21 protein-coding genes are annotated in these 21,122 nt (G+C 67.1%); 10 read left to right on the top strand and 11 right to left on the bottom strand.

Annotated features, from left to right (window positions below):
• Position 1 precedes the first annotated feature (1 nt).
• Together mycP and eccE are read left to right on the top strand one after the other, a co-directional pair.
• Positions 2–1,378 (top strand): type VII secretion-associated serine protease mycosin, encoded by a 1,377-nt coding sequence (gene mycP / locus JOF57_RS22645; RefSeq protein ID WP_209920235.1) that lies wholly within the window; start codon positions 2–4, stop codon positions 1,376–1,378.
• Positions 1,375–2,295: a type VII secretion protein EccE gene (gene eccE, locus JOF57_RS22640; protein ID WP_209920234.1), complete on the top strand. Its 921-nt coding sequence runs from the start codon at positions 1,375–1,377 to the stop codon at positions 2,293–2,295. The genes mycP and eccE overlap by 4 nt, the downstream gene beginning before the upstream one ends.
• Here the strand turns inward: eccE and JOF57_RS22635 are convergent.
• The gene (locus tag JOF57_RS22635) at positions 2,251–3,450 is read right to left on the bottom strand and encodes an alpha/beta hydrolase family protein (RefSeq protein ID WP_209920232.1); all 1,200 of its coding nucleotides are present in this window, start codon (positions 3,448–3,450) and stop codon (positions 2,251–2,253) included. The genes eccE and JOF57_RS22635 overlap by 45 nt on opposite strands.
• A 23-nt stretch (positions 3,451–3,473) precedes the next feature.
• On the bottom strand, positions 3,474–4,352 hold the full coding sequence (locus tag JOF57_RS22630) for an amidohydrolase family protein (protein ID WP_209920222.1): 879 nt from the start codon (positions 4,350–4,352) through the stop codon (positions 3,474–3,476).
• A gap of 58 nt (positions 4,353–4,410) precedes the next feature.
• Between JOF57_RS22630 and JOF57_RS22625 the strand changes: the two genes are divergently transcribed.
• Positions 4,411–5,175 (top strand): trans-aconitate 2-methyltransferase, encoded by a 765-nt coding sequence (locus JOF57_RS22625; RefSeq protein WP_209920220.1) that lies wholly within the window; start codon positions 4,411–4,413, stop codon positions 5,173–5,175.
• A 27-nt stretch (positions 5,176–5,202) separates the two neighbouring features.
• On the opposite strand, the gene stf0 is transcribed toward JOF57_RS22625, so the two are convergent.
• The 3 genes from stf0 to JOF57_RS22610 all read right to left on the bottom strand — a co-directional run bounded on the left by stf0 (position 5,203) and on the right by JOF57_RS22610 (position 8,072).
• Complete coding sequence (gene stf0, locus JOF57_RS22620) at positions 5,203–6,042, bottom strand: trehalose 2-sulfotransferase (RefSeq protein WP_209920218.1); 840 nt, start codon at positions 6,040–6,042, stop codon at positions 5,203–5,205.
• 78 nt (positions 6,043–6,120) lie between these two features.
• On the bottom strand, positions 6,121–7,491 hold the full coding sequence (locus JOF57_RS22615; protein ID WP_307870078.1) for a sulfatase family protein: 1,371 nt from the start codon (positions 7,489–7,491) through the stop codon (positions 6,121–6,123).
• 98 nt (positions 7,492–7,589) lie between these two features.
• Positions 7,590–8,072, bottom strand: a complete 483-nt coding sequence (locus JOF57_RS22610) for a hypothetical protein (protein ID WP_209920211.1) — start codon at positions 8,070–8,072, stop codon at positions 7,590–7,592.
• Between the two features lie 58 nt (positions 8,073–8,130).
• Here JOF57_RS22610 and JOF57_RS22605 point away from each other — a divergent pair, with 58 nt between their 5' ends.
• Positions 8,131–8,805: a phosphatase PAP2 family protein gene (locus JOF57_RS22605; RefSeq protein WP_209920209.1), complete on the top strand. Its 675-nt coding sequence runs from the start codon at positions 8,131–8,133 to the stop codon at positions 8,803–8,805.
• Here JOF57_RS22605 and JOF57_RS22600 read toward each other — a convergent pair.
• Positions 8,759–10,222 carry a bifunctional phosphatase PAP2/diacylglycerol kinase family protein gene (locus JOF57_RS22600; protein ID WP_209920207.1) on the bottom strand — a complete coding sequence of 488 codons (1,464 nt, stop codon included), beginning with the start codon at positions 10,220–10,222 and terminating at the stop codon, positions 8,759–8,761. The two genes, JOF57_RS22605 and JOF57_RS22600, sit on opposite strands and share 47 nt — an antisense overlap.
• Positions 10,223–10,300: 78 nt before the next feature.
• On the opposite strand from JOF57_RS22600, the gene JOF57_RS22595 reads away from it, so the two are divergent.
• Positions 10,301–10,954 carry a L,D-transpeptidase family protein gene (locus tag JOF57_RS22595; protein WP_209920205.1) on the top strand — a complete coding sequence of 218 codons (654 nt, stop codon included), beginning with the start codon at positions 10,301–10,303 and terminating at the stop codon, positions 10,952–10,954.
• Positions 10,955–10,958: 4 nt separating this feature from the next.
• Here the strand turns inward: JOF57_RS22595 and JOF57_RS22590 are convergent, their stop codons facing one another.
• Positions 10,959–11,417 (bottom strand): nuclear transport factor 2 family protein, encoded by a 459-nt coding sequence (locus JOF57_RS22590; protein ID WP_209920202.1) that lies wholly within the window; start codon positions 11,415–11,417, stop codon positions 10,959–10,961.
• A 164-nt stretch (positions 11,418–11,581) separates the two neighbouring features.
• Here JOF57_RS22590 and JOF57_RS22585 point away from each other — a divergent pair, with 164 nt between their 5' ends.
• The 5 genes from JOF57_RS22585 to JOF57_RS22565 all read left to right on the top strand — a co-directional run bounded on the left by JOF57_RS22585 (position 11,582) and on the right by JOF57_RS22565 (position 16,574).
• Positions 11,582–11,989: a DUF2510 domain-containing protein gene (locus tag JOF57_RS22585; protein WP_209920200.1), complete on the top strand. Its 408-nt coding sequence runs from the start codon at positions 11,582–11,584 to the stop codon at positions 11,987–11,989.
• Positions 11,990–12,059: 70 nt separating this feature from the next.
• The gene (locus JOF57_RS22580) at positions 12,060–12,917 is read left to right on the top strand and encodes a hypothetical protein (protein WP_209920197.1); all 858 of its coding nucleotides are present in this window, start codon (positions 12,060–12,062) and stop codon (positions 12,915–12,917) included.
• A 361-nt stretch (positions 12,918–13,278) separates the two neighbouring features.
• Entirely contained in the window at positions 13,279–15,120 is a 1,842-nt protein-coding gene (locus JOF57_RS22575) for an Hsp70 family protein (protein WP_209920195.1), read from the top strand.
• Between the two features lie 47 nt (positions 15,121–15,167).
• Complete coding sequence (locus tag JOF57_RS22570; protein ID WP_209920193.1) at positions 15,168–15,617, top strand: cupin domain-containing protein; 450 nt, start codon at positions 15,168–15,170, stop codon at positions 15,615–15,617.
• 87 nt (positions 15,618–15,704) lie between these two features.
• A complete protein-coding gene (locus JOF57_RS22565; RefSeq protein WP_209923637.1) occupies positions 15,705–16,574 on the top strand; it encodes a glycoside hydrolase family 16 protein in 870 nt (289 codons plus the stop codon).
• Positions 16,575–16,706: 132 nt separating this feature from the next.
• On the opposite strand, the gene JOF57_RS22560 is transcribed toward JOF57_RS22565, so the two are convergent.
• The 4 genes from JOF57_RS22560 to JOF57_RS22545 are packed head-to-tail and all read right to left on the bottom strand — an operon-like array spanning position 16,707 to position 21,077.
• Positions 16,707–17,720, bottom strand: coding sequence for a zinc-binding dehydrogenase (locus tag JOF57_RS22560; RefSeq protein WP_209920191.1), 1,014 nt, complete (start codon positions 17,718–17,720; stop codon positions 16,707–16,709).
• A complete protein-coding gene (gene phnE, locus JOF57_RS22555; RefSeq protein WP_209920189.1) occupies positions 17,696–19,291 on the bottom strand; it encodes a phosphonate ABC transporter, permease protein PhnE in 1,596 nt (531 codons plus the stop codon). Before phnE ends, JOF57_RS22560 begins: the two co-directional genes overlap by 25 nt.
• Positions 19,288–20,097 carry a phosphonate ABC transporter ATP-binding protein gene (phnC, locus tag JOF57_RS22550; RefSeq protein WP_209920187.1) on the bottom strand — a complete coding sequence of 270 codons (810 nt, stop codon included), beginning with the start codon at positions 20,095–20,097 and terminating at the stop codon, positions 19,288–19,290. Before phnC ends, phnE begins: the two co-directional genes overlap by 4 nt.
• 5 nt (positions 20,098–20,102) lie before the next feature.
• A complete protein-coding gene (locus JOF57_RS22545) occupies positions 20,103–21,077 on the bottom strand; it encodes a phosphate/phosphite/phosphonate ABC transporter substrate-binding protein (protein WP_407666644.1) in 975 nt (324 codons plus the stop codon).
• Between the last annotated feature and the right edge of the window lie 45 nt (positions 21,078–21,122).

Here is a 21,122-nt window from a genome sequence, read left to right as displayed (position 1 = left end):
GGTGATCCACAAGAGTCTGGGTGTTCTGGCCACAGCCGGTCTGGTGCTGTTGGTCGGCTCCCCGTCGGCGGGTGCGGTCAGCCCGCCCGAGGTCGACCCGCAGATCGCCCCACCGGCCGGTAGTGCCGGCCCGGTGGAGGCGATGACGCAGCGTTCGGCGTGCGTCGCCACCGAAGCGAGGCCGGGTACCGATCCCGGCGCGGTCAACCCGAACCAGTTGGCGCTCAACCTGTCCGATGCCTGGAAGCAAAGCCGTGGGCAGGGCCAGACCGTTGCGGTCATCGATACCGGGGTGCAGCCGGGACCGCGGTTGCCCCATATCGAGGGCGGTGGAGACTTCATCGAATCCACCGACGGACTGACCGATTGTGATGGTCACGGCACCTCGGTGGCCGGTCTCATCGCCGGCCAACCCGGACCCGACGGTTTCTCCGGGGTGGCGCCGGAAGCCCGGTTGATCTCGATCCGGCAGAACTCACCGCGATTCGCCCCGCGCACCCCCAGCGCCGATGCGGCCGAGGCCCGTGCCGCCGCGGATGTGGCCAGCCTGGCCCGGGCCGTGGTGCGCGCCGCGGACCTGGGTGCGCGCGTCATCAACATCTCGGTGGTGACCTGCCTGCCCGCTGACAAACAGATCGACCAGACCGAACTCGGTGCGGCGCTGCGTTATGCGGCGCTCGAGAAGGACGCGGTCATCATCGCGGCCGCGGGCGACACCCAGGGCGGGGCCGCCACCGGGTCGGCGTGCGGGTCCAATCCGCTGTCCGGAACGCCGGATGATCCGCGCAACTGGGGCGGTGTCTCCTCGGTGTCCATCCCGTCGTGGTGGCAGCCCTACGTCTTGTCGGTCGGCGCGCTCAACGCCACCGGCCAGCCCTCCGGATTCACCATGCCCGGCCCCTGGGTGGGGATTTCGGCGCCGGGCGAGAACATCTCCTCGGTGAGCAATGCGGCCGGAGGAGGGCTGGCCAACGCGCTGCCCACCGACCAGGGCAAGCTGGCTCCGCTCAACGGCACCGGTTACGCCGCGGCCTACGTTTCCGGGGTTGCGGCCTTGGTGCGCAGCAAGTTCCCGGACCTGAACGCACGCCAGGTGGTGCACCGGCTGACCACGACGGCCCAGGGTGCCGCCCGCTCGCCGTCGAACATCAGCGGTGCCGGCGGTGTCGACCCGGTGGCCGCACTCACCTGGGATGTCGCCGACCGGCCGCTGGACGGACCGGCGGCTCCCGCAGGCAAACCCATTGCCGCACCATCAGAACCAGCACCGCGTGACAACACCGGACGAATCGTCGCTTTCGCCGGCACCGGAGCACTTGCGCTGGCGGCGCTCGCCGTCGCATTCGGCGCATATCGACGGAAGGACCCCACCACATGACCGCCCGACTCGCGCTGGCGTCGCTGTTCATCGTCGCAGCCGTCCTGGCCCGGCCATGGCAGACCAATACCGAACGGTGGGTGCTCGGAGTTTCCGTCGCAGCTGTGGTGTTGTTGCTGGCCTGGTGGGGCGGGGTGTTCCTGACCACCCGGATCGCCCGGCACCTGGCGATGTGGCGGCGGAACCGCGCCAAGAACGGGCCGGCCGAGCGGTCGGAATCCGAGACCGTCACGCTGCGCGTCGATCCCGCGGACCCGGCCCAGTTGCCGGTGGTGGTCAGTTACCTGGATCGCTACGGCATTCGCTGCGACAAGGTCCGGATCACCCACCGTGACGCCGGCGGCACCCGCCGCAGCTGGATCAGCCTGACCGTGGCAGCATCGGACAATCTCGATGCACTGCGCGCCCGCTCCTCGCGAATCCCGTTGCGGGACACCACCGAAATCGTCGGGCGGCGGCTCGCCGACCATCTGCGTGAGCAGGGCTGGACGATCACGCTGGTCGACGGCGTCGATTCCCCGCTGCCCGACCCGGGTAAGGAAACCTGGCGCGGCGTGACGGACGACTCCGGATACGTGGCGGCCTACCGCGTCAACGTGAGCAACGAGCTGGACGCCGTGCTGGCCGGCATCGGCGCGCTACCGGCCCAGGAAATCTGGACGGCACTGGAATTCACCGGATCTCCGACCGAGCCGCAGCTGACGGTGGGCGCGGCGATCCGTACCGAGGACCGGCCCGCACGCAAGGCCCCGCTACCCAGCCTGAAACCGGCGGGGGGCCGGCACCGCCCGGCGTTGGCGGCGCTGAACCCGTTGTCCTCGGACCGCCTGGACGGCACTCCGGTCGAGGTGCCGTTGGCGCTGCAGCAGCCGTCAGTCGAACATGAAATCCCGCAGGAAGCGGGTCATCCGGCGTAGGTAGTCCGGCTGGCTCACATGCAGCAGGTGGTTGCCGGGGAACCAGTGGAACGCGCAGCGATCCCAGTGTTCCCACAGCATTTCGGCCTGCTGCGGTGGAGCCAGCCGGTCGCCGAGGCCGGCGATGATCATCCGCCGCTCCTTGGGCACCAGCGGACGATAGTTCAGCGGTGAGGCATACCGCGCCGCCGCTTCGATCAATGCGGGATCGGTCCTGGACACCCGGCGTTGCAGGGCCACCAGCTTGTTGGCCGGGAACCACTCGTCGACCGTGCGATCCGGCGTCACCACAGGCACATTCGGGACGACGGCCTGAATCCGGTCGTCCACGCTGGCCAGCAGCGCCGAGGTGAAGCCGCCCAGCGAGATGCCGGTCAGGGCGATCCGATCGACACCGGAGTACTCCAAATAGTCGATCACCGAACGGAAGTCGTGCACGGCCTGGGCCATGGCCTCGGAGAATCCGGCGAACCCGTGCGAGAAGTATCCGTAGCCGCTGAACGGTGAGAACCGTTCGGCGCGTTGGCCGTGAAACGGCAGGGTGTACAACAGCACGTCGAAGCCGGAGCGGTAGAACCACGGCAACGACAGGAACAGGCCGTTCGCCAGGTACGGCGATCCCATGAAACCGTGGATCACACACAATGTCGGGTGCGGGCCGTCGTCATGGCGCCAATGCTGGGCCCGCACAACGTTGTTGCGGGTGAACCCGTCGCACATATCGCGCAGCGCCGGGTTGACCGCGGTGAAGCTGCTGTCGAAACGGATGTTCTCCACCCGGCCGTGCGCGATCATCTCGGCTACCGGATTGGCCCGGCGGGTGGATACCCGGGGTGGTCGGGTGGGCGCCGGGAACGACACCGCGGGATCCTGTGCCGCAGCCAGATCCGCGTAGAACCGCATGTGGTCGTTCTCGGCGCGCGACGCGGACGGATGCAGCATCGACGCCAGCGCCGTCGGCACCATCGAGGTGGCCACGATCGAGGCGACCCCGGTGCGCAACGCGATGTCGGCGATCGCGGAGGCGTCCACGATCGCGCGTTGCCGCACGGTCAGATCGGCACGCCGGGGCAGGCCGCGCGCACCGGCCTCACCGCCGGGGACGTCGGGAACAGGGATCGGGGGTTCCACCGGGTCTGCGCTGGACGGCTCCACGCTTCCCGATGCTAGCCAACTGCTCAGCTGAGCCCGAACAACTTCGCGGCGTTGTCGTGCAGAACATTGCGGCGCCAGGTGTCGTCGACACCCGGCAGGTCGATCAGGTGGTGGATGGCCTCGGCGTAGCCGTAGGGGATGTTCGGGAAGTCGCTGCCGAACAGGATGTGCTCACCCAGGGCCTTCAGCCGGTCTGTCTCCGAGGTGGGGAAAGGCATCGTCTCTTCGACGAACGGGGTGAACGCCATGGTGGTGTCCAGCCGCACCTGCTCGAACTGCTCGGCGAGATCCAGGAAGGCGGAGTACTCCGGCATCCCCATGTGCGCGACGATCAGCACCAGCCGCGGATAGCGGCCCAGCAACTTGGCGATCGGTTCGGGGCCGGTGAACTGGCCGGACACCGGGCCGGAACCGCAGTGGATGACCACTGGGACGCCGGCGTCCTCGATCAGCCCCCACACCTCGTCGAGCAGGGGATCGTTCGGGTCGTAGTTGCCCACCTGGATGTGGACCTTGAACACCTGGGTACCTGCGGTGATCGCCTCGGTGACATAGGCCGTGGCCTGCGGTTCGGGGAAGAACGTGGCCGTGTGCAGGCAGTCCGGGGTGTCCTCGGCAAAGCCGACCGCCCACTGGTTTAGCCAGGCGGCCATCTCCGGCTTGTGCGCGTAGATCAGTGAGGAGAACCTGCGGACGCCGAACTCCCGCAGAGTGGCGACCCGCTCAGCCTCGTCGGCGCGGTAGGTAATGGGCCATTCCCGCCCGATCATCGGGCCCTGGCTGTCGAAGTACCGCCACACCTTGTCCATGACGTTCTTGGGCATGAAGTGGGTGTGCACGTCGACGATGCCGGGCAGGCCCAGCTCGGTCCAGATCTTGCGTACCTTGTTTGCTTCGTCCATCGGGGTCTGACGATAACCACCCGCCCCCGAACCACGAGTGGGGGGCATGATCGGGGGCATGTGGAATCCGGAGACGTACCTCGCCTTCGCCGACTATCGGGGCCGGCCGTTCTACGACCTGCTCACAAGGGTCGCGGCGTCGGCGCCGTCACGGGTGGTCGACCTCGGTTGCGGGCCGGGCAACCTGACCGAGACGCTGGGACAGCGCTGGCCCGGGGCCACTTTGGAGGCCTGGGACAGCTCGCCGGAGATGGTTGCCGCGGCGCAGGGCCGCGGGCTTGAGGCACATGTCGGGGCGATCGAGGACTGGGAACCGCAACCCGACACCGACGTGGTGATCACCAACGCGGCGCTGCAGTGGGTACCCACCCATCGTGAACTCCTGGTGCGCTGGGCCGGGCAGTTGGCTCCGGGCGCCTGGATCGCCTTTCAGGTGCCGGGAAATTTCGATGCCCCGTCCCATCACGCGGTACGCGAGCTGGCCCGCCGTGAACCGTTCGTCGAGCCGCTGCGCGACATGCCGTGGCGTGACGCCGGCCAGGTGGATACGCCCGCGCAATACGCCGGGTTGTTGACCGATGCGGGGTGTGTGGTGGATGCCTGGGAGACCACCTATGTGCACCAATTATCCGGTGAGACACCGGTTCTGGACTGGATCACCGGGACCGCTCTGACCCAGGTCAAAGGCCGGCTGAGCGAGCAGATGTGGGAGCTCTACCGACAGGCGATCATCCCGATGCTGGCCGAGGCCTATCCGAAACGCGCTGACGGCATCACGTTCTTCCCGTTCCGTCGCGTGTTCGCGGTGGCCCAGGTCCGGTGATGGAGTCAGCCCGTGACTCCGGTGCAATCACCGGCGCTGACCGCCGCTGAACGCACCCAAATCACTGGTAGGTAGGCCCTGCTCCTCGGCATCGCGGCGGTAGCGGTCCACCCATTCGTCGGACCGCTGATCGGCCTGCCGTTCCAGGGCCGGGTGCGGCGCCAATCGTGGGTCCAGGCCCAGCGCTTCCAGCACGGTGGCCACCACGGTCGTGAGGTTTCGCCACAGATACGGGTAGGACACGTCGATGGGGGAGATGTTCTCCTCGGCGAACCAGGACCGCCAACCCTCCTCCTGGGCCTGCAGCAGCTGGATCACGTGGGCGATGGCACCCGCGTGGTACTCGGCACGCGCATCGCGCACCGGATCGGCCCGGCCGCGCCACACCCTGGTCTGCGCCGCGCGCCAGAACGAAACCGCCTGTGACACAACATCGGGCCGGTAGACATGGATCAGCACCGGGTCGCCGCCGGTGACGTCGCGGATCGCGTCGAGCAGGCCGGGCCCGGATCGCTCGGGCAGGCCCTCAGCACGTTCCAGCAGCAGCGGCGTCTGGTTCCACATCAGCTTCCCGCCCCACACCCCGTTGGGGGTGCGGCCGACGGTGCGGATGTAGTCGCGCCAGATCTCAGCTGGGGCCAGGTCCGGCTTGCCCTCGATCAGGGGGTCGAGCAGGCGCAGGATCGACTCGTCCTCGACACCGGTGAACCATTCCCGCGGCTGCGGCGACATGCTGGTGGTCGGCAGGTACTGGAAGAATTCCTGGGGCTCCCCGGCCATGCCGGTGGCGCGCAGGGATTCCACCAGCAGGGTGCTGCCGCTGCGCTGGGATGCGAGCACCAGGTAGGCCGTCGGATGATCTGGCATGGGCGAGACTCTAACCATGAATTGTTTGCGGCGCCTATTTAACGGGGCGTCAATAGTTTTCGTTCGCCGTGATGAAAACTATTGGCGGGTATCGGTGATGCCGCGGTCGACGGCGATGGCCGATCTGCTGGTGGCCGGACGGCCGTGGATATGCAGATACGTCTCGGTGTAACGCTCCGATATCCGGGTGCCGGCGAATTCGGAGGGAATGACATCGAGAGTCTTCTCGCGCCAGTCGTTCAGCAGCAGTGCGAGGTCGTTCGCGATCGCCTCGGCCTTGTCGGTGGCGTCCGGTCCCAGCAGGTTGTTGCTTTCGGTCGGGTCCGCGACGAGGTCGTACAGTTCGCGGCCGGGCCGGGGCCTCAGGACGGTATCGCCGAGGGCGCGGCCAGAGGGGCTGTCGGCGATATCCCACGGCAGGTCCAACAATGGCCGCGCCGCGTAATTCTCGATATAGCTGTATTCCTTTGTGCGAATGGCACGAATCGGGTCGAAAGAATCGTGATAGGTCTTTGTCGTGTACACCTCGGAACGGACCTCAGCCGTCTCCGTCGGCGTCGCCGTGAGGTTGCTGGCGTGAGACAGGCCCTCGACCTCGTCGGGGATATCGACGCCGAGCAGGTCCAGCAGGGTGGGCAGCAGATCGACCCCGCTGAACAGTTCGTCGTAGCGGCGCGGCGGAATCCCGGAGCCACGCGGTGGGCGCACGATCAGCGCGATGCCGGTACCCGCGTCGTACAGCGTCGACTTGGCCCGGGGCAACGCCGGCCCGTGATCGGTCATGAACACCACCCACGTGCTCTCGTCGAGACCGGTCGCAGCCAAAGTGCCGAGCAGTTCACCGACTTTCGCGTCAGCTACCGCAATCGAGCCGTAGAACTCGGCGAGGTCGTCCCGCACCTCAGCGGTGTCGGGCAGGTAGTCGGGAGGCTCGACGGACCCAGAATCGGCCGGTTCGTATCGTTCGCGCGGATACGGCCGGTGTGTCTCGAAGAATCCGGCGGTGAGCAGGAACGGTTTCCGTGGTGGCGCGGTCAGCCAGGCGTTGGCCTGCTCGACGACATATTCGCAGAACGAGTTCGAGACGTCGAACTCGTCATACCCCAGATTGGCCGGCTGCGAGGTCTCGTGTTGCATGCCGAACAGGGCTGTGTGCCAGCCTGATTCGGCAAGGCAGTGGGGGAGTGTGCGCACCCCGGCGCGGTACTCCCAGCCGTGGTGGGCCAGGCCCACCAGTCCGTTGCTCTGCGGGTAGCGGCCGGTGAACAGCGAGCCCCGCGATGGTGAGCACAACGGTGCGGTGGCGTGGGCGCGGGTGAACAGGACCCCCTCGGCGGCGAGGCGGTCGAGGTGTGGGCTCACCACATCCGGGCGTCCGTACACGCCGAGGTAGCGGCCGAGATCATGCCAGTGCACGATCAACAGGTTCTGCCGTTGCGGCTCGGTCACGTCACTTCCTTTCCGTCCACACCCACGACCGAACAGCCTGAATGCGCTGCCCGCAACCGTTTGGCTCATCGCGAGCTACATACTCGGTGCGGCGTTTGCTACGGGTGGTACGGCACGCCGACCGCGCGGAACACGTACTCCGCGCCCACGTCGAAGGCCAGCGACCGGCGGGGCAGTTGCGTCAGTACCTCGTCCGGGATCTCGGTCTTGTAATGCAGCGAAAGCTTCCCGTGACAGCGCCGGTCGATATGGGCCACGTCGGCCTGCAGGACCAGCCCGGTCTCGTTGATCTCGGCGTGCACCGCACCGACCTGCGGGGCCAACCACGGCTGGTCGATGCTGCGGCCGGCGAGCTTGGGCAGGGTGGACATGGTGGCCAGCGCCCGGTAGTTCGTGAGAACCAGTGAACCGGCGTAGCTGGCGACGCTTCCTGCCGATCGCGTTCCGGGGATCGATCCAGTGAAACGCCTGGTCACCGGTATGTACTCGGCCAGGAACAGGATGCCTTCGGCTTCGGCCTCCGACCGCAGACCCTCCGGTAGTCCACCGATGTGCATCAGCTTCCGCAGTATCAGGGCCATGTCTTCGACGGTAGCGCGCAAACATGGCAAATCGGTTGGAGCTGGTAGAGATTGTCTGGTGAGAACCCGTGAAAGCTGGTTGGTGGTGACCGCGGTGCTGGCCGTCGCGGTGTATGCGGCGCTGTGGATCGGTTACGCGAATCAGTGGACCTGGCTGGCCGACGTCGACGCCGCGGGCTTGGCGGGTCCGTACCGGTACGGCTCGGCGCACCCGGGCTGGGTGACCGCGTGGAACGTGTTCTGCACCGTGCTCGGCCCGTTTGCATTCCGGTTGCTCGCGTTGGTGATGATCGTCGTCGCACTGGTCCGCCGCCAACGACGCATCGCGCTTTTCCTGTTCTTGACCATCGAGCTCAGCGCGGTGACGACCGAGGTGGCCAAGTTTCTGGCGGACCGTCCGCGGCCGGCCACCGCGCTGGTCCATGCTTTGTCCACGTCGTTCCCGTCCGGGCACGCGCTGGGCGTGATGGTTGCGGTGCTGGCCCTGTTGACGCTGGCGTGGCCGAGGCTCCACCCGCGGCTGCGGGGATGGTGGGTGGTTGCCGGGGTGCTGGTCGTCGTCGCGATCGGGGTGGGCCGGGTGGTGCTCAACGTCCACCATCCGTCGGATGTGTTGGCCGGCTGGGCCCTGGGCTACGGGTATTTCGTTGTCTGCCTGCTGTTGGTGCCGCCGTATCCGACAACCGTTACGGCAGCGGACGAAACACCGGCAGCGCCCGGTACCGAACGGTGAAACTGGCCTCGCTGAGTGCCTCGCCCACCTCGCCGTCGTGCGCCAGGACGGTGGGTCCGTCGACGGCGACGAACCGGAACTGTGGCACCCGGAGTTCGTGATAGAGCGGGCTGCGTTCGAGCCGGCCCAACAACACCGACGTCGCGATGCGCAGCCGGCTGAACCGCCGCCCGGTCTCCAGGATCCGCACGTCGATCAGACCGTCATCCAGACGCGGCCGGAGCGACGGGGCGAACCCGGACGGGAAGTACGTCGAATTGCCCAGGAAGAACAACTCGGTCTCAAGGGTCTTGTCGTCGTAGCTGATCCGTACCGGGGCTTCCCGGCGCAGCGTCAGGTAGAGCGCGTACATCCCGGCCAGACGCTTGCCCATCCGGTGTTCGAGCTTCTCGCGCATCCGCACGTAGTTCGGGTAGGCGCCGATGCTGGCGGTGTTGATCACCATGTGTTCCTCGTTGAGGCACACCAGGTCGACGTAGGCCGCGGTGCCGTCGGTGATGGCCTTGACGGTCCGGGCCACCGAATCGCAGCCGATGTCCTTGGCGAAGTGGTTGAACGTCCCGCCGGGGAACACCGCGAGCGGGACACCCGCCTCGACGGCGATGCCCGCCGCGCACGCCACGGTGCCGTCGCCGCCGCCCACCGCGAGCACCTCGACGCGGGCAGCGGTCTCGCGTAACACCGCCTCGATGTCGTCGCCGTTGTCGAGTTCGACGATCTCTGTGCGGGGCAGGGCTTTTCGCACTTCGTCGACGATCCGTGCGCCCGTTCCGCCGCCGGAGGCCGGGTTGATCACCAGTGCCACGCCGGCACCATCCGGCCGGGGCTCGGTATGGAACCGCAACGGATCCGAAGCCGGCAGGGTGGCAGCCGGGATGGTCGGGACGATGCGTGCGCCGAGGACCGCGATCGCGGCGCCGATGCCGAATCCGGCGAACACATCGCCGGGATAGTGCGCGCCGGTGGCGACCCGAGACAGCCCGACCAGGCCGCCGAGCAGAGCCAGCGGCAGGCCCGCCGAGGGGGACTCCAGGCCCACGCCCACCGCGAAGGCCGCAGCGCTCGCGGAGTGCCCCGATGGCAGGGAATGCGAGGTGGGGACCCGTCGGGTCCGTCGGGCCAGCGGGATCAGACTGCGGTCCGGTCGCGGCCGCCGCCAGACCCGTTTGGCGACCTGGTTGGTCACCAGGCTGGTCACCGCCAGGCTGACCACGCCCCGCGCAGCACCACGCCGCAACGACGTGCTGCCCAGCGCGCCCATGGCGGCCGCGATGGCAAACCACAGCTTGGAATGGTCTGCGGCCCTGGTCAGCCCGGGCATCACGGTGTCCAGCAGTGGGCTCGGTGACTCGGCCACGGCCTCGAAGACCTCTCGGTCCAACGTGCCCAAACCCTTGCCGATCGCCTGCACGTCCATGTCACCAACGTAGCCATCGCGACCGGATCGTGTTGCAAGCTTTATCCGGCCGAGAGGGCTGCCGACGACGATGGACGGATGCGCCGACTGCTCGCCATGTTGTGTGCCGGGGTGTTGGCTCTGGCATGCGCGCCCACCGCCGGTGCCGTCGACCCACCCTGGTTCGCCTCTTCGGTGGGCAACGCCACCCAGGTGATTTCCGTTGTCGGAGTGGGTGGTTCGAAGGCGAAGATGGATGTCTGGCAACGCGGGCCTGCGGGCTGGGAGCCGGTCGGCGCCGGTATCCCGGCGAACATCGGTTCCAACGGTATGGCCCCACAGACCCGCGAAGGCGATATGGCGACCCCAATGGGGGTATTCACCCTCGACTTCGCGTTCGGAACCGCCCCCAACCCCGGCGGTGGCCTGCAGTACGTCCAGGTCGGTCCGGACCACTGGTGGGACGGCGACACGAAGAGCCCGACCTACAACACCATGCAGGTGTGTCAGAAGGCGCAGTGCCCGTTCAGCACCGACTCGGGCAGTGCCACCGAGAACCTGCAGATCCCTCAGTACAAACACGCTGTGGTGATGGGCGTCAACAAAACCAGGGTGCCCGGCAACGGGAGTGCGTTCTTCTTGCACACCACCGATGGCAGCCCCACCGCAGGCTGTGTGGCGATCGACGACGCCACGTTGGTGCAGATCATCCAGTGGCTGCGGCCGGGCGCCGTGATCGCCGTCGCGAAGTAACGCGTCAAATATTGAGGGCGGTACCGGGTTCCAGCTTGAAGTTGAGCCCCTCCAGCGACAGGGTGGCGTCGTACGTGCGGTCGTAGCCGGTGGCGCTGATCTTCCAGCCGTCGGCGGTACGCCGATAGCGGTCGTGATAGAACGCCGACCCGAACAGCATGAAGTTCACGCTGGGCACGATCACGCGGTCCTGCAGGTACCAGGTGCCGGTCGCCTCGTCGCCGTTCACCTCGATCTCGGGGTGCGCGACGCGGTGCTCGGTGATGACCTCGGGGCCCAACGAGCTCTTCATGTACTCGACCAGAGCGTCGCGGTCGGTGAAATGCAGCGTCTTGCCCATGGACTGTCCGTAGTCGCCCGCGATGTCCTCGGTGAGGGTGTCGGCGAACTCGTCCCAGTGCTTGGTGTCGAGGGCACGGAGGTACCGGTACTTGACCTGCTTGATGTCGTCGATGTCACCCATGTCCGACATTGGAGCACACCGGGCGCGCCGGATTACTCGCGATGGGTCTGTTCGTGAGCTCCGGCGGCGGCTTCGTTTTGCTGTGACGATTCCAGACAATCGGCCTGGCGTGTCACCCGGCGGGTTTACGCTCTCGTCATTCTGACAGAAAGGGGCTACCCACGATGAACGCTCCGAATCCGGCGCCGGGCTGGTATCCTGACCCCTCTGACCCCGAGAACCGGATCTATTGGAACGGCGCCGCCTGGAGCGGGCCAGCGTCGGGACCAACCGCACCGGACAAAGCCAACAATGGCAAGCAAGCGGCAGTTGCTGCTGGCGTCTGTGTGCTCGTCGTGATCGGGCTTGTGATGTCCATGCAATCCGTCAGCCTCCTAACCGGCTCAGGCCCGGTGTGGACCGGAGTTGCCGTCGTAGCCGCGGGCACGGCTGTCGCCTTCTTCCTAGGGGCTGCGAAGTGGGTTCGCATCGTCGCCGCCGTGCTCTTGGCGCTTGCGCTGGTGAACGCGATCTACATCGAGAACGAGATGTCGAACAAGCGCAACGAGATCTCGCGCATGTTCGATCACTAGCGCGTACCTGGGCCGGTCGTATCTGGGTTGGGAAGCACCTTCGGGTGTGCGGAACGCTCGAGGGGTGTGGATGGCCGATATTGATGCGGACGTTGACGCAAAGGACTCGGAAGAATCGTGCAATGAAGAGTCGACACCTGAACCTGGCGACACAGATCGGTGCAAGTCGCCTGCGGTGAACACGCTTACCCAGCGAGGGCTATTTGCCCTGTTTGTCGTGGTCGGTATGGAAGCGGCCTGGCTCATGACTGTGAAGATCTTCGGGCTGAACGCGCAGCTTGCGATCACGATAGCCTCCGCGTGGGCACTGGGATCGATCAGCCTCTACTTTGCGATACACCGAGACGACTACCGGGCGATGGAGGTCAATCGCCGCGCCTTGACTGGCACGGCTGTGGCCGCGTGCGTGATCCTCGGCCTTTCAGGTGGCGTCGTCAAATGGGTTCTTTCGCAACAACCTTCGCCATCAAGCGATCCTGTGACACCGCTCGATCAGTTCAAGCTTGAGGGCCGTTGGCAGAGCCCGATATGGGCGGATGCGATCACGGTGACCGAGCCCGCTGCGATCGTGGAGACACTGATCGAGTACAAGAATCGGGGCGATGCAGGCCACAACGACGTCACGTTGAAGATCGAACTGCCGAAGGGCATCAATCCGGTACGGGGCAGCGTCAGATACGGAACGTCGGCCCATCCGGACGGCCTAATCGCCTCTGACGCAATCTGGTCCGACGGGATGAATATCGGTAGCTACGCCCCCGGTGGTGGTACCTACATCGTTGCGCCCGTGCAGTTTGACCCCAATATTCACCTGCCTTGTGGGCCGAATATCTTGCCGCTGCGCGCAATTGGTTGGTCTAGCGATATCTCTGCTGCTGAAGAATGGACGAGCAATCAATTGCGGATCACCCTTGTCAAGGGTTGCTGAGCGTGGCCCGCTAGGAGTTCCGAGATGAGCGTTGTGCTGCGCCTCCCGTCGAGGCGCACACCATCCCCGGCCACTGTGGCGAATGTACAGGCATTCGCGACGGACACTCGATGTCCGCCTCGAGAAAGCTGCACGCTCGTCACAGGGTCTGACATCCGCATGTGCGGCTCGGTGCGGACCGCCCGGAAAACGTTGCCAGATTTCCGCACTGGCCGCCATCTGAAGTAACCATCATCATTCCTGTGTGCGGCATGGGCGTTGCTGACGTGGTCAAACGTGCACCGGCGGAACGCGCTTGGGGCGGTCCCCGCGGAGTGTCGGACAGCTGCGGGGCTCCGTGGCGGCTATCGTGGCGAACGTTATGAGCGGCCCGTTGGGGTTGTCGATCGGGACCACCAACTTGGTTGCGGCGCGTGTCGGCAATCAACCTGTCAGCCGGCGTTCGGTGTTGACCTTGTCGACAGACCGGACGCCGCAGGTCGGCGTGCCCGAATCTGGTTCCGGTGTCACGTTGAGCGGGTTCGTCGAGCGGGTCGGTGACCCGGTGCCGTTGGTGGCGCCCGACGGTGCGTCCTATCCCGCAGACACCTTGTTGGTCGAGTCCCTCGATGCGATGGTCGAGCTCGTCGGGGGCCCGTCCGAACAGTTGGCCATCGCGGTGCCTGCCCACTGGGGTGCACCCACCTTGCGAGCCCTGCGCAACGCACTCAGGCACAACCCCAGCCTGTCGCGCGACGGGCGGCCACCCCGACTCATCCCCGATGCCGTCGCCTCGCTGGCTGCGCTGCGCGCCAACCCGGGCCTGCCGTCCAACGGCGTGGTGGCATTGCTGGACTTCGGCGGCGGTGGTACCAGCATCACGCTGGCCGATGCCGCGGCGGCCTTCGAGCCGATCGACGAGACCACCCGCTATCCCGATTTCTCGGGTGACCAGTTCGATCAGGCGCTGCTGACCCACGTGCTCGACGGTGTGGCCCAGGCCGGTGGAATCGATCCGGCCGGTACCGAGGCGGTGGGGTCACTGGGCCGGCTGCGCGAGGAATGTCGTCAGGCCAAGGAACGGTTGTCGGCCGACACCGCGACCGACCTGGTGGTCGAGCTGCCCGGATATTCGGCCACGGTGCGGGTGACCCGCACCGAACTCGAGGGGCTGATGCAGGCACCGCTCGACGGTGTATTGGATGCGCTGGAAAAGATGTTGGAGCGCAACGGGATCGGCTGGCCGGCGGTCTCGGCGGTGGTGACCATCGGCGGCGGGGCCAGTATTCCACTGGTCACCCAACGACTTTCAGAGCATTCACAGGCGCAGGTGGTGACGACTCCGCAGCCGGCGCTGGATGCCGCGATCGGTGCCGCGTTGTCCGCGGCCTACGCGGTGGATGCCGATGCGCAGACTGGTATGGCCCCGACCCTGGGAGTGGCGGCGGTGTCGGCGACGGCCGGAATACCTTCCGCCGCAGAGGGTTCTGCGGGTTCGTCCACCTTCCGCGCATTGGCCTGGTCGGAGGATGAGGCCGGCGACGACGTGGTGCCCTACACCGGACCGGATCTGGTGGATGCCTACGGCAGTGAGACGGCGGCGCGTCCCGCCGTGCAGTACGTACCGCCGACGGGCCCGATCGAGCAGCAGCGTGGCGGGTGGGAGCGCTTGCCGCTGACCGTCTTCGCCGTGGCCGCGGCCCTGGTTCTCGTTGCCATCGGTGGTGTGACGTATGCGTTGACCAGTGCGACGGGCACCGCGCCGAGTTCAGAGGTCAAGCCGCCTGAGCCCAAGCCGTTGCCTGCACAGGAGGTGGCGCCGAGCCCGGTCGCACCCCCGCCCCCGGTCGAACCGCCGCCCGCACCGGAACCGGTCGAACCGCCGCCCCCGCCGGTCACGGTGACCCAAGCTCCACCGCCCCCGGTGACCGAGACGCACGTTGTCACGCAGACGACGACGCCGCCTCCCACCACGACCACCACCACCACCACGACAACAACGACGACAACCACGACGCCGCCGACGACCACGACGACGACACCGCCGACCACGACCACCACGACGACGAACCCGATGACGACGACCTACGTCACCGTGCCGTTCGTCCCGGTGCCCATCCCGATCCAGGTGCCGAACCGCGGCGAGCCGCAGAACCCCTACCCGCAACAGCCGCAGTACCCGTATCAGCAGCAGCCGCAGTACCCGTACCAGCCGTATCCCTGACGAAAAATGCCAGGAGAGGTAGCTTTCGGTCAACGCCGGGAGGACCCATGAAACTCACGCATATCGTCGCCGTCGGTGCCACGACCGCAGTCGCCGCAGTCGTGCTGGCCGGCCCGGCCGCAGCCACCCCGGCCGAGGGTGACGTCGTGCGCACCGATCTCGGCAAAGGCACCACCACCGCGCCGATCTGGATCGTGACGGCGGGACAGCCGACCACCTTGCATGTGCAGGGCCTGTTGCTCAAACCCGGGGCCGGCAGCGGTTGGCACACCCATCCCGGTCCGGAGCAGTCGGTGATCAACGGCGGCGAGGTCATCGTGCGGAGCGCGGGTAATTGTGCGCCGACGGTGTACACCGCGGGCCAGATGGTCGTCATCCCGGGTGGGGTGGCCCATCAGGTGACCAACGAGGGGGTCGTCGACGCCGACGTCGTCGTGACCTACACGCTGCCCGCCGACGCTCCGATGCGAGGCGACGCGCCTGCCGAGTGCCCCTAGCTGGGGAAACAGGCATGTGCGCACAAAACTTTGGGCAGGGGTCGGATATCTCGGTAAGAGTTCGGTTAAGGTTCTGCTGTGCCTGAGATGGATCGTCGTAGCGTGATGTTCATGATGGGTCTGGGGGTGGCAGCGGCAGCGCTGCCTGCCGGGACGGCCAACGCCGACCCGGCCGCACCTGGCCCCGCCGCGCCCGGAGCTCCCACTCCGCCGGCCGCTACCGCGGCGTCACCCACGTTCCTGTTCCAGGATGAGTTCAACGGTCCGGCCGGGTCCCCGCCGGACCCCACGTGGTGGCACCTGGTGCCCGAGCGCGAGACCATCAAGAACCCGGTCGAGTGGGACAAGCCGTTCAACATGGGCCGCTACGTCACCGACACCGACCATGCCTTCCAGGACGGCAAGGGCAACCTGGTGATCCGCGCAACCCGCGGCCCGGGCACCACCGTCCAGGAGAAGTACGCCGGCGCCAAGGTGGTCGGAAACTGGCGCGGTGGCATCGGTACGACGTGGGAGGCCCGGGTCAAGCTCAACTGCCTGACCGACGGCGCCTGGCCCGCGTTCTGGCTCCTCAACGACGATCCCGTCCGCGGTGGCGAGGTTGACCTGGTGGAGTGGTACGGCAACCGGGACTGGCCGTCGGGCACCACGGTGCACGCCCGTCTCGATGGTGAGTCCTTCGCCACCGATCGGCACCCGATCGACGGCGCCTGGCACACCTGGCGGATGTCATGGATGCCGACGGGCATGTACTTCTGGAAGGACTATGCCCCGGGCATGGAACCCTTCTTCACGGTTCCGGCAAACTCGTTGGAGGACTGGCCTTTCAATGATCCGGGCTACACCATGGTGCCGGTGTTCAACATCGCCGTCGGTGGCTCCGGTGGCCGCGATCCGAGCGGTGGCAGCTACCCGGCCGAGATGCTGATCGACTGGATCCGCATCTTCGAGGGCTGAGTTCTCGTCTGGATCGTCCGCCCGCTATACCTCGCTATACCTTGCATTGTCGCGCTGGAGTGGCGCTCGTAGCCGAGCGCCACTCCAGCGTGACATTGGGCAGCCTGGCAGCCTGGGCCGCCTGGCCGTGGGTCAGGGGCAGACCGCAGTCCGTAACTTGCCGGGCGGCGGTGGGGTGAGTGCCGACGCGATCTGCGTGAGCGGGACTGCGGGGACGACGAGCGTGTCCCACGGATGACGGTCGCGGGTGCGGTCGAGGAAGCCGACGGCCCGGTGCAGGTGCCGGGGTTCGTAATTGTGCACGCCGGTGATGGTCAGCCATTGCCGTACAACGGTTTCCGGATCCACCGTCAACGGCGGCCCTGGAGTCACCGATCCGGCCAGCACCAGGGTGCCGCCGATGTCGAGGCGCCCCAACGCATCCGCGACTGCGATGCTCGAACCGGTGTAGTCGATCGCCACGTCGACCGGCCCACCATCGGAGGCCCGGCCACCGAACCGCGACGCCAGCGCCGTGCGGTCGGAGTCGAGGTCGACCACCTGCACGTCGGCACCCGCGTCGGCGCATGCCGCAACCGCGGTCAGCCCCAACATGCCTGCTCCGCCGATGAGTACCCGCCGGCCGGCCAGTTCGCCGGCGGCTTCCAGGGTGGCCATCACCGTCGCCGTCGCGCACGCGGCGGGTGCGGCGACCGCGTCGGGCAGCGAGTCGGGAACCACGGCGATGGTGGTGCCGCGAGGCAGAACCAGGTGTGCGGCATAGGAGCCCGACAGCGGCCAGTCGCTGTCGAACGACTCGTGGCCCACCTTGCGCACCGACAGACACTTGGCGCTGAGACCGGATCGGCAGCGGCTACAGGTTCCGCAGACCACCGTCACCGACCAGATGATGCGTTGGCCCACTAGGACATTCGTACCGGTACCGACACTGACGACCTCGCCGACGGCCTCATGGCCGAGGACCGAGGGGCAGGCGGCGGGACGCCGGCCGGTGACGGTGTGTAGGTCACTGCCGCATACGGTGGCCAACCGCACCCGGACCAGGACCTCACCCGCGCCGAGTTCGGGGATCGGCACCGTCCGCACATCGACACCCGAGCCGGTCCACACCGCGGCCACGGTCACACGAGGCGGGATCGGATCCATCCGGACAACCTTTCGATGGCGTAGACGATGACGAAGATGACGAGGACGATGGCACCGGCGACGTCGAAGTTGAGCGTGCGAATCGACTCGAATAGCAGGAAGCCGACGCCGCCCGCACCGACGATGCCCAGGACTGTCGAGGTACGCACATTCACGTCGAACTGGTACAGGCTGGACCCGACCATCGCCGGCATGGCTTGCGGAATCACCGCGGAGAACAGGGTCTTCCACCACCCGCCGCCCACCGATCGCACGGCATCCAGCGGTCCCGGATCGATCTCCTCGACCGCATCGGCGACCAGTTTGGCCAGGAATCCGATGGAGCCGATGGCCAGCGCGCAGGTACCGGCGATCGGGCCGAGCCCCAATGCCGCGACGAACACCACGGCCAGGATCAGCTCGGGTACCGCCCGGACCAGCAGAATCCAGGCCCGAGCCAACCAGTAGACCGCCGGGTGGGGTGTGACGTTGCGCGCGGCCAGGATTCCGACCGGGATCGACAACACCACGCCGATGGCGGTGGACACCACACCGATCGCGACGGTTTGTCCTGCGGCCGCGAACAACTCACCGCCCAGTGCGGAGAAGTTGGGCGGGATCATCCGGGCGAACACCTCGAGGGCCGGCCCCACCCAGGTGACCAGGGAGAGCGGGCTGATCTTCAACACCACCAGGGCCGTCACACAGACACCGACCAGTGCGCCGCCGAACACGAACCGGGCGGCGCGCTCGAGGGCCGGGTTCGACACAGCAGAATCGAGGAGCATCCGCCGGATCACGATGGACAGCAGTTCCATCGCGGCGATGATCGCGAGGATGACGCAGGCGATGCCGAGGGCCCGTGGATAGATCAACCCCCGCAACGCATCCTGCAACGCGAAGCCGATGCCGCCGGCGCCGACGAAGCCCAGCACCACCGACATTCGAAGGTTGATGTCGATGCGGTAGATGAAGGTGGAGACCCAGGACGGGACGACCTGGGGGACGACGGCGTTGAGCATCTCGCGGTAGTAGCCGACGCCCGTGGAGCGGACCGCCTCGCGCGGGCCCGGGTCGGTCTGCTCGATGGCATCGGCGAATACTTTGCCGAGCATGCCGATCGAGTGCAGGGCCAACGCGAGAATGCCGGGGAGCACACCGATTCCGAGGGCCCGGACGAACAGCACGGCGAACAGCAGGTCCGGCATGGCGCGGCAGAAGGTGATGATCGCCCGGGCCACGGCCTGCACGGCCGGATGCGGGGTGGTGTTGCGGGCGGCCAGGAAGGCCAGCGGCACTGAGGCGACCGCGGCGAGCACTGTTCCCAGCACGGCCATCAACAGGGTCTCGACCGCCAGTCCGCCGATTCGCCCCGGATCGTCCAGTCGTGGCGGGATCATGCGGTGCAGCAACGCGATCACGTCGTCGAGCCCGTTCAGCAGTGTCGCGGGAGCGAAGTCGATCGACCAGGCCGCGACGAGGGTGGCCAGCAGTGCGGCCACCGTGACCAGGTGCAGGAGGCCGGGCAGCGGCCGGCGCGGGGGTGCCGGCGGCGCGGCCGGTGCCGGGCGTTCGGTCAGGTCGGTGCTCACGACGGGCGGACCGCCGAACGGGCGGGGTCGACGCGTTGATAGATCTCCATGACGTCGTCGCGGGTCATGCCGACGGCGGGCCGGTCGAGGATCTTCTGGCCGTGACGCAGCCCGACCAAGCGGTGCGCCCAGCCGAGCGCGAGGTCCACCTGGTGCAGGGTGCACACCACGGTCAGCTTCTCCTCGATGCAGACCCGGAACAGCAGATCCATGACCACACCGGCATTTTCGGGATCGAGTGAGGCGACGGGTTCATCGGCCAGCAGCAGGCCGGGCTTCTGCATCAGGGTGCGGGCGATCGCGACGCGTTGTTGTTGGCCGCCGGAGAGGGTGTCGGCGCGGCGGTCGGCGTAGTCGGCCAGGCCGACCCGATCCAGGTAGGTGAGGGCTTCGGCGCGCATCGCCTTGGGGTAGGTCAGTGCGCCGTACCGCGGCAGCCGCAGTTGGCCGAGGCCGCCGATCAGGACGTTCTCCAGGCAGCTCAACCGCCCGACCAGATTGAAATGCTGGAACACGAACCCCACATTGCGGCGCAGCGCGCGCAATTGTGCGGCCGAAGCCGTATCGACGTGAGTGCCGCCGACCTCGACACTGCCGGAGGTGACCTGATGCAGGCCGTTGAGGCAGCGCAGCAGGGTGGACTTGCCCGAGCCGGAAAGGCCGAGCAGCACCAGCATCTCGCTGCGCCGGACTTCCAGGCTGACCTGGTCCAGGGCCAGGGTGTCGCCGAATCGTTTGGTGACGTCCTGGGCGATGACGACGAGATCGTCGCCCGCGACGGGATGGTGGGGTCCGCCTGTGCTCATGGGTTTCAGCCCTTGCACTTCTCGGAGCCGGTGACGTCGCAGACGTGGCGCACGCCGGAGTAGTCCGAATCCTCGACCGGCACGAACCCCCAGGCGCGTTCGTCGGTGATCCGGCACGCGTCGCCCTGGCAGAGGCCTTCCGCCTCAAGGTTGGGCACGTTGACCTTGTCGGCAAAGAGGGACTCGAGCTTACCGATGGCCTCGCTGCCCAGCGAATCGTTGGCGGCGAACACCGACCCGGCGATCTTCTCGGACTTCCAGACCGTCTTGAGCTCACCGGGTTCGAGGTCGCCCTTGGCGATCATGGTCTGGTCGACCATGGTGTCGAACGCGAAGCCGGCGTCGCAGTCGCCGTTGGCGATCGCCAGGGCCGAGGAATCGTGACCACCGGCGTAGATCGGTGACATCGCCGTGGACAGATCACCCTCGGCTCCGGATTTGATCACCCCGGCCTCGATCAGCCCGGCGGTCGGATAGAGGAATCCCGAGGTCGAGCTGGGGTCTACGAAGCAGACTTTCTTGCCGGCAAAGTCCTTGAGACCGTTGATGTCCGCCTCGTCTGCGCGGGCCAGACCGTAGGACTGATATCCGGGCGCGGCGCCCTGCTCCTGGATCACCGCGCCGACCGGGGTGACTTTGGCTCCGTTGACGCCGGCCACCACGTAGGCGAACGGGCCGAAGAAGGCAAGGTCGACGTTGTCGGCGATGATGCCCTCGACCACGCCGGCGTAGTCGGAGGCCTGCACGAACTTGACCTTGGCGCCGGTCTCCTTTTCCAGCAGCTTGATCAGCGGCTGGTAGCTGGCCTTGAGGTCGGTGGAGTTCTCGGCAGGGATCGCCGCGAGGGTGAGGGTTTCGGGGAAGCCCTGGGCGGTCTTGGCGTCGGAGCCCTCGGAGCTCGAACAGCCGGACAAGGTGAGCGCGGCGCTGGCGGCGACCACGGCAGCGATCCGGACTGCGTTGTTGGGCGTGCGGAACATCATGGCGCGCAGAGCCTTTCGGGGCGAGGGTGTTTGGCTGGCGGG

Source organism: Mycolicibacterium lutetiense, assembly GCF_017876775.1.
GTDB classification, from domain to species: domain Bacteria; phylum Actinomycetota; class Actinomycetes; order Mycobacteriales; family Mycobacteriaceae; genus Mycobacterium; species Mycobacterium lutetiense.
Note: the sequence above shows the minus strand (reverse complement) of the source record. Positions and strands in the feature narration are given on the sequence as shown.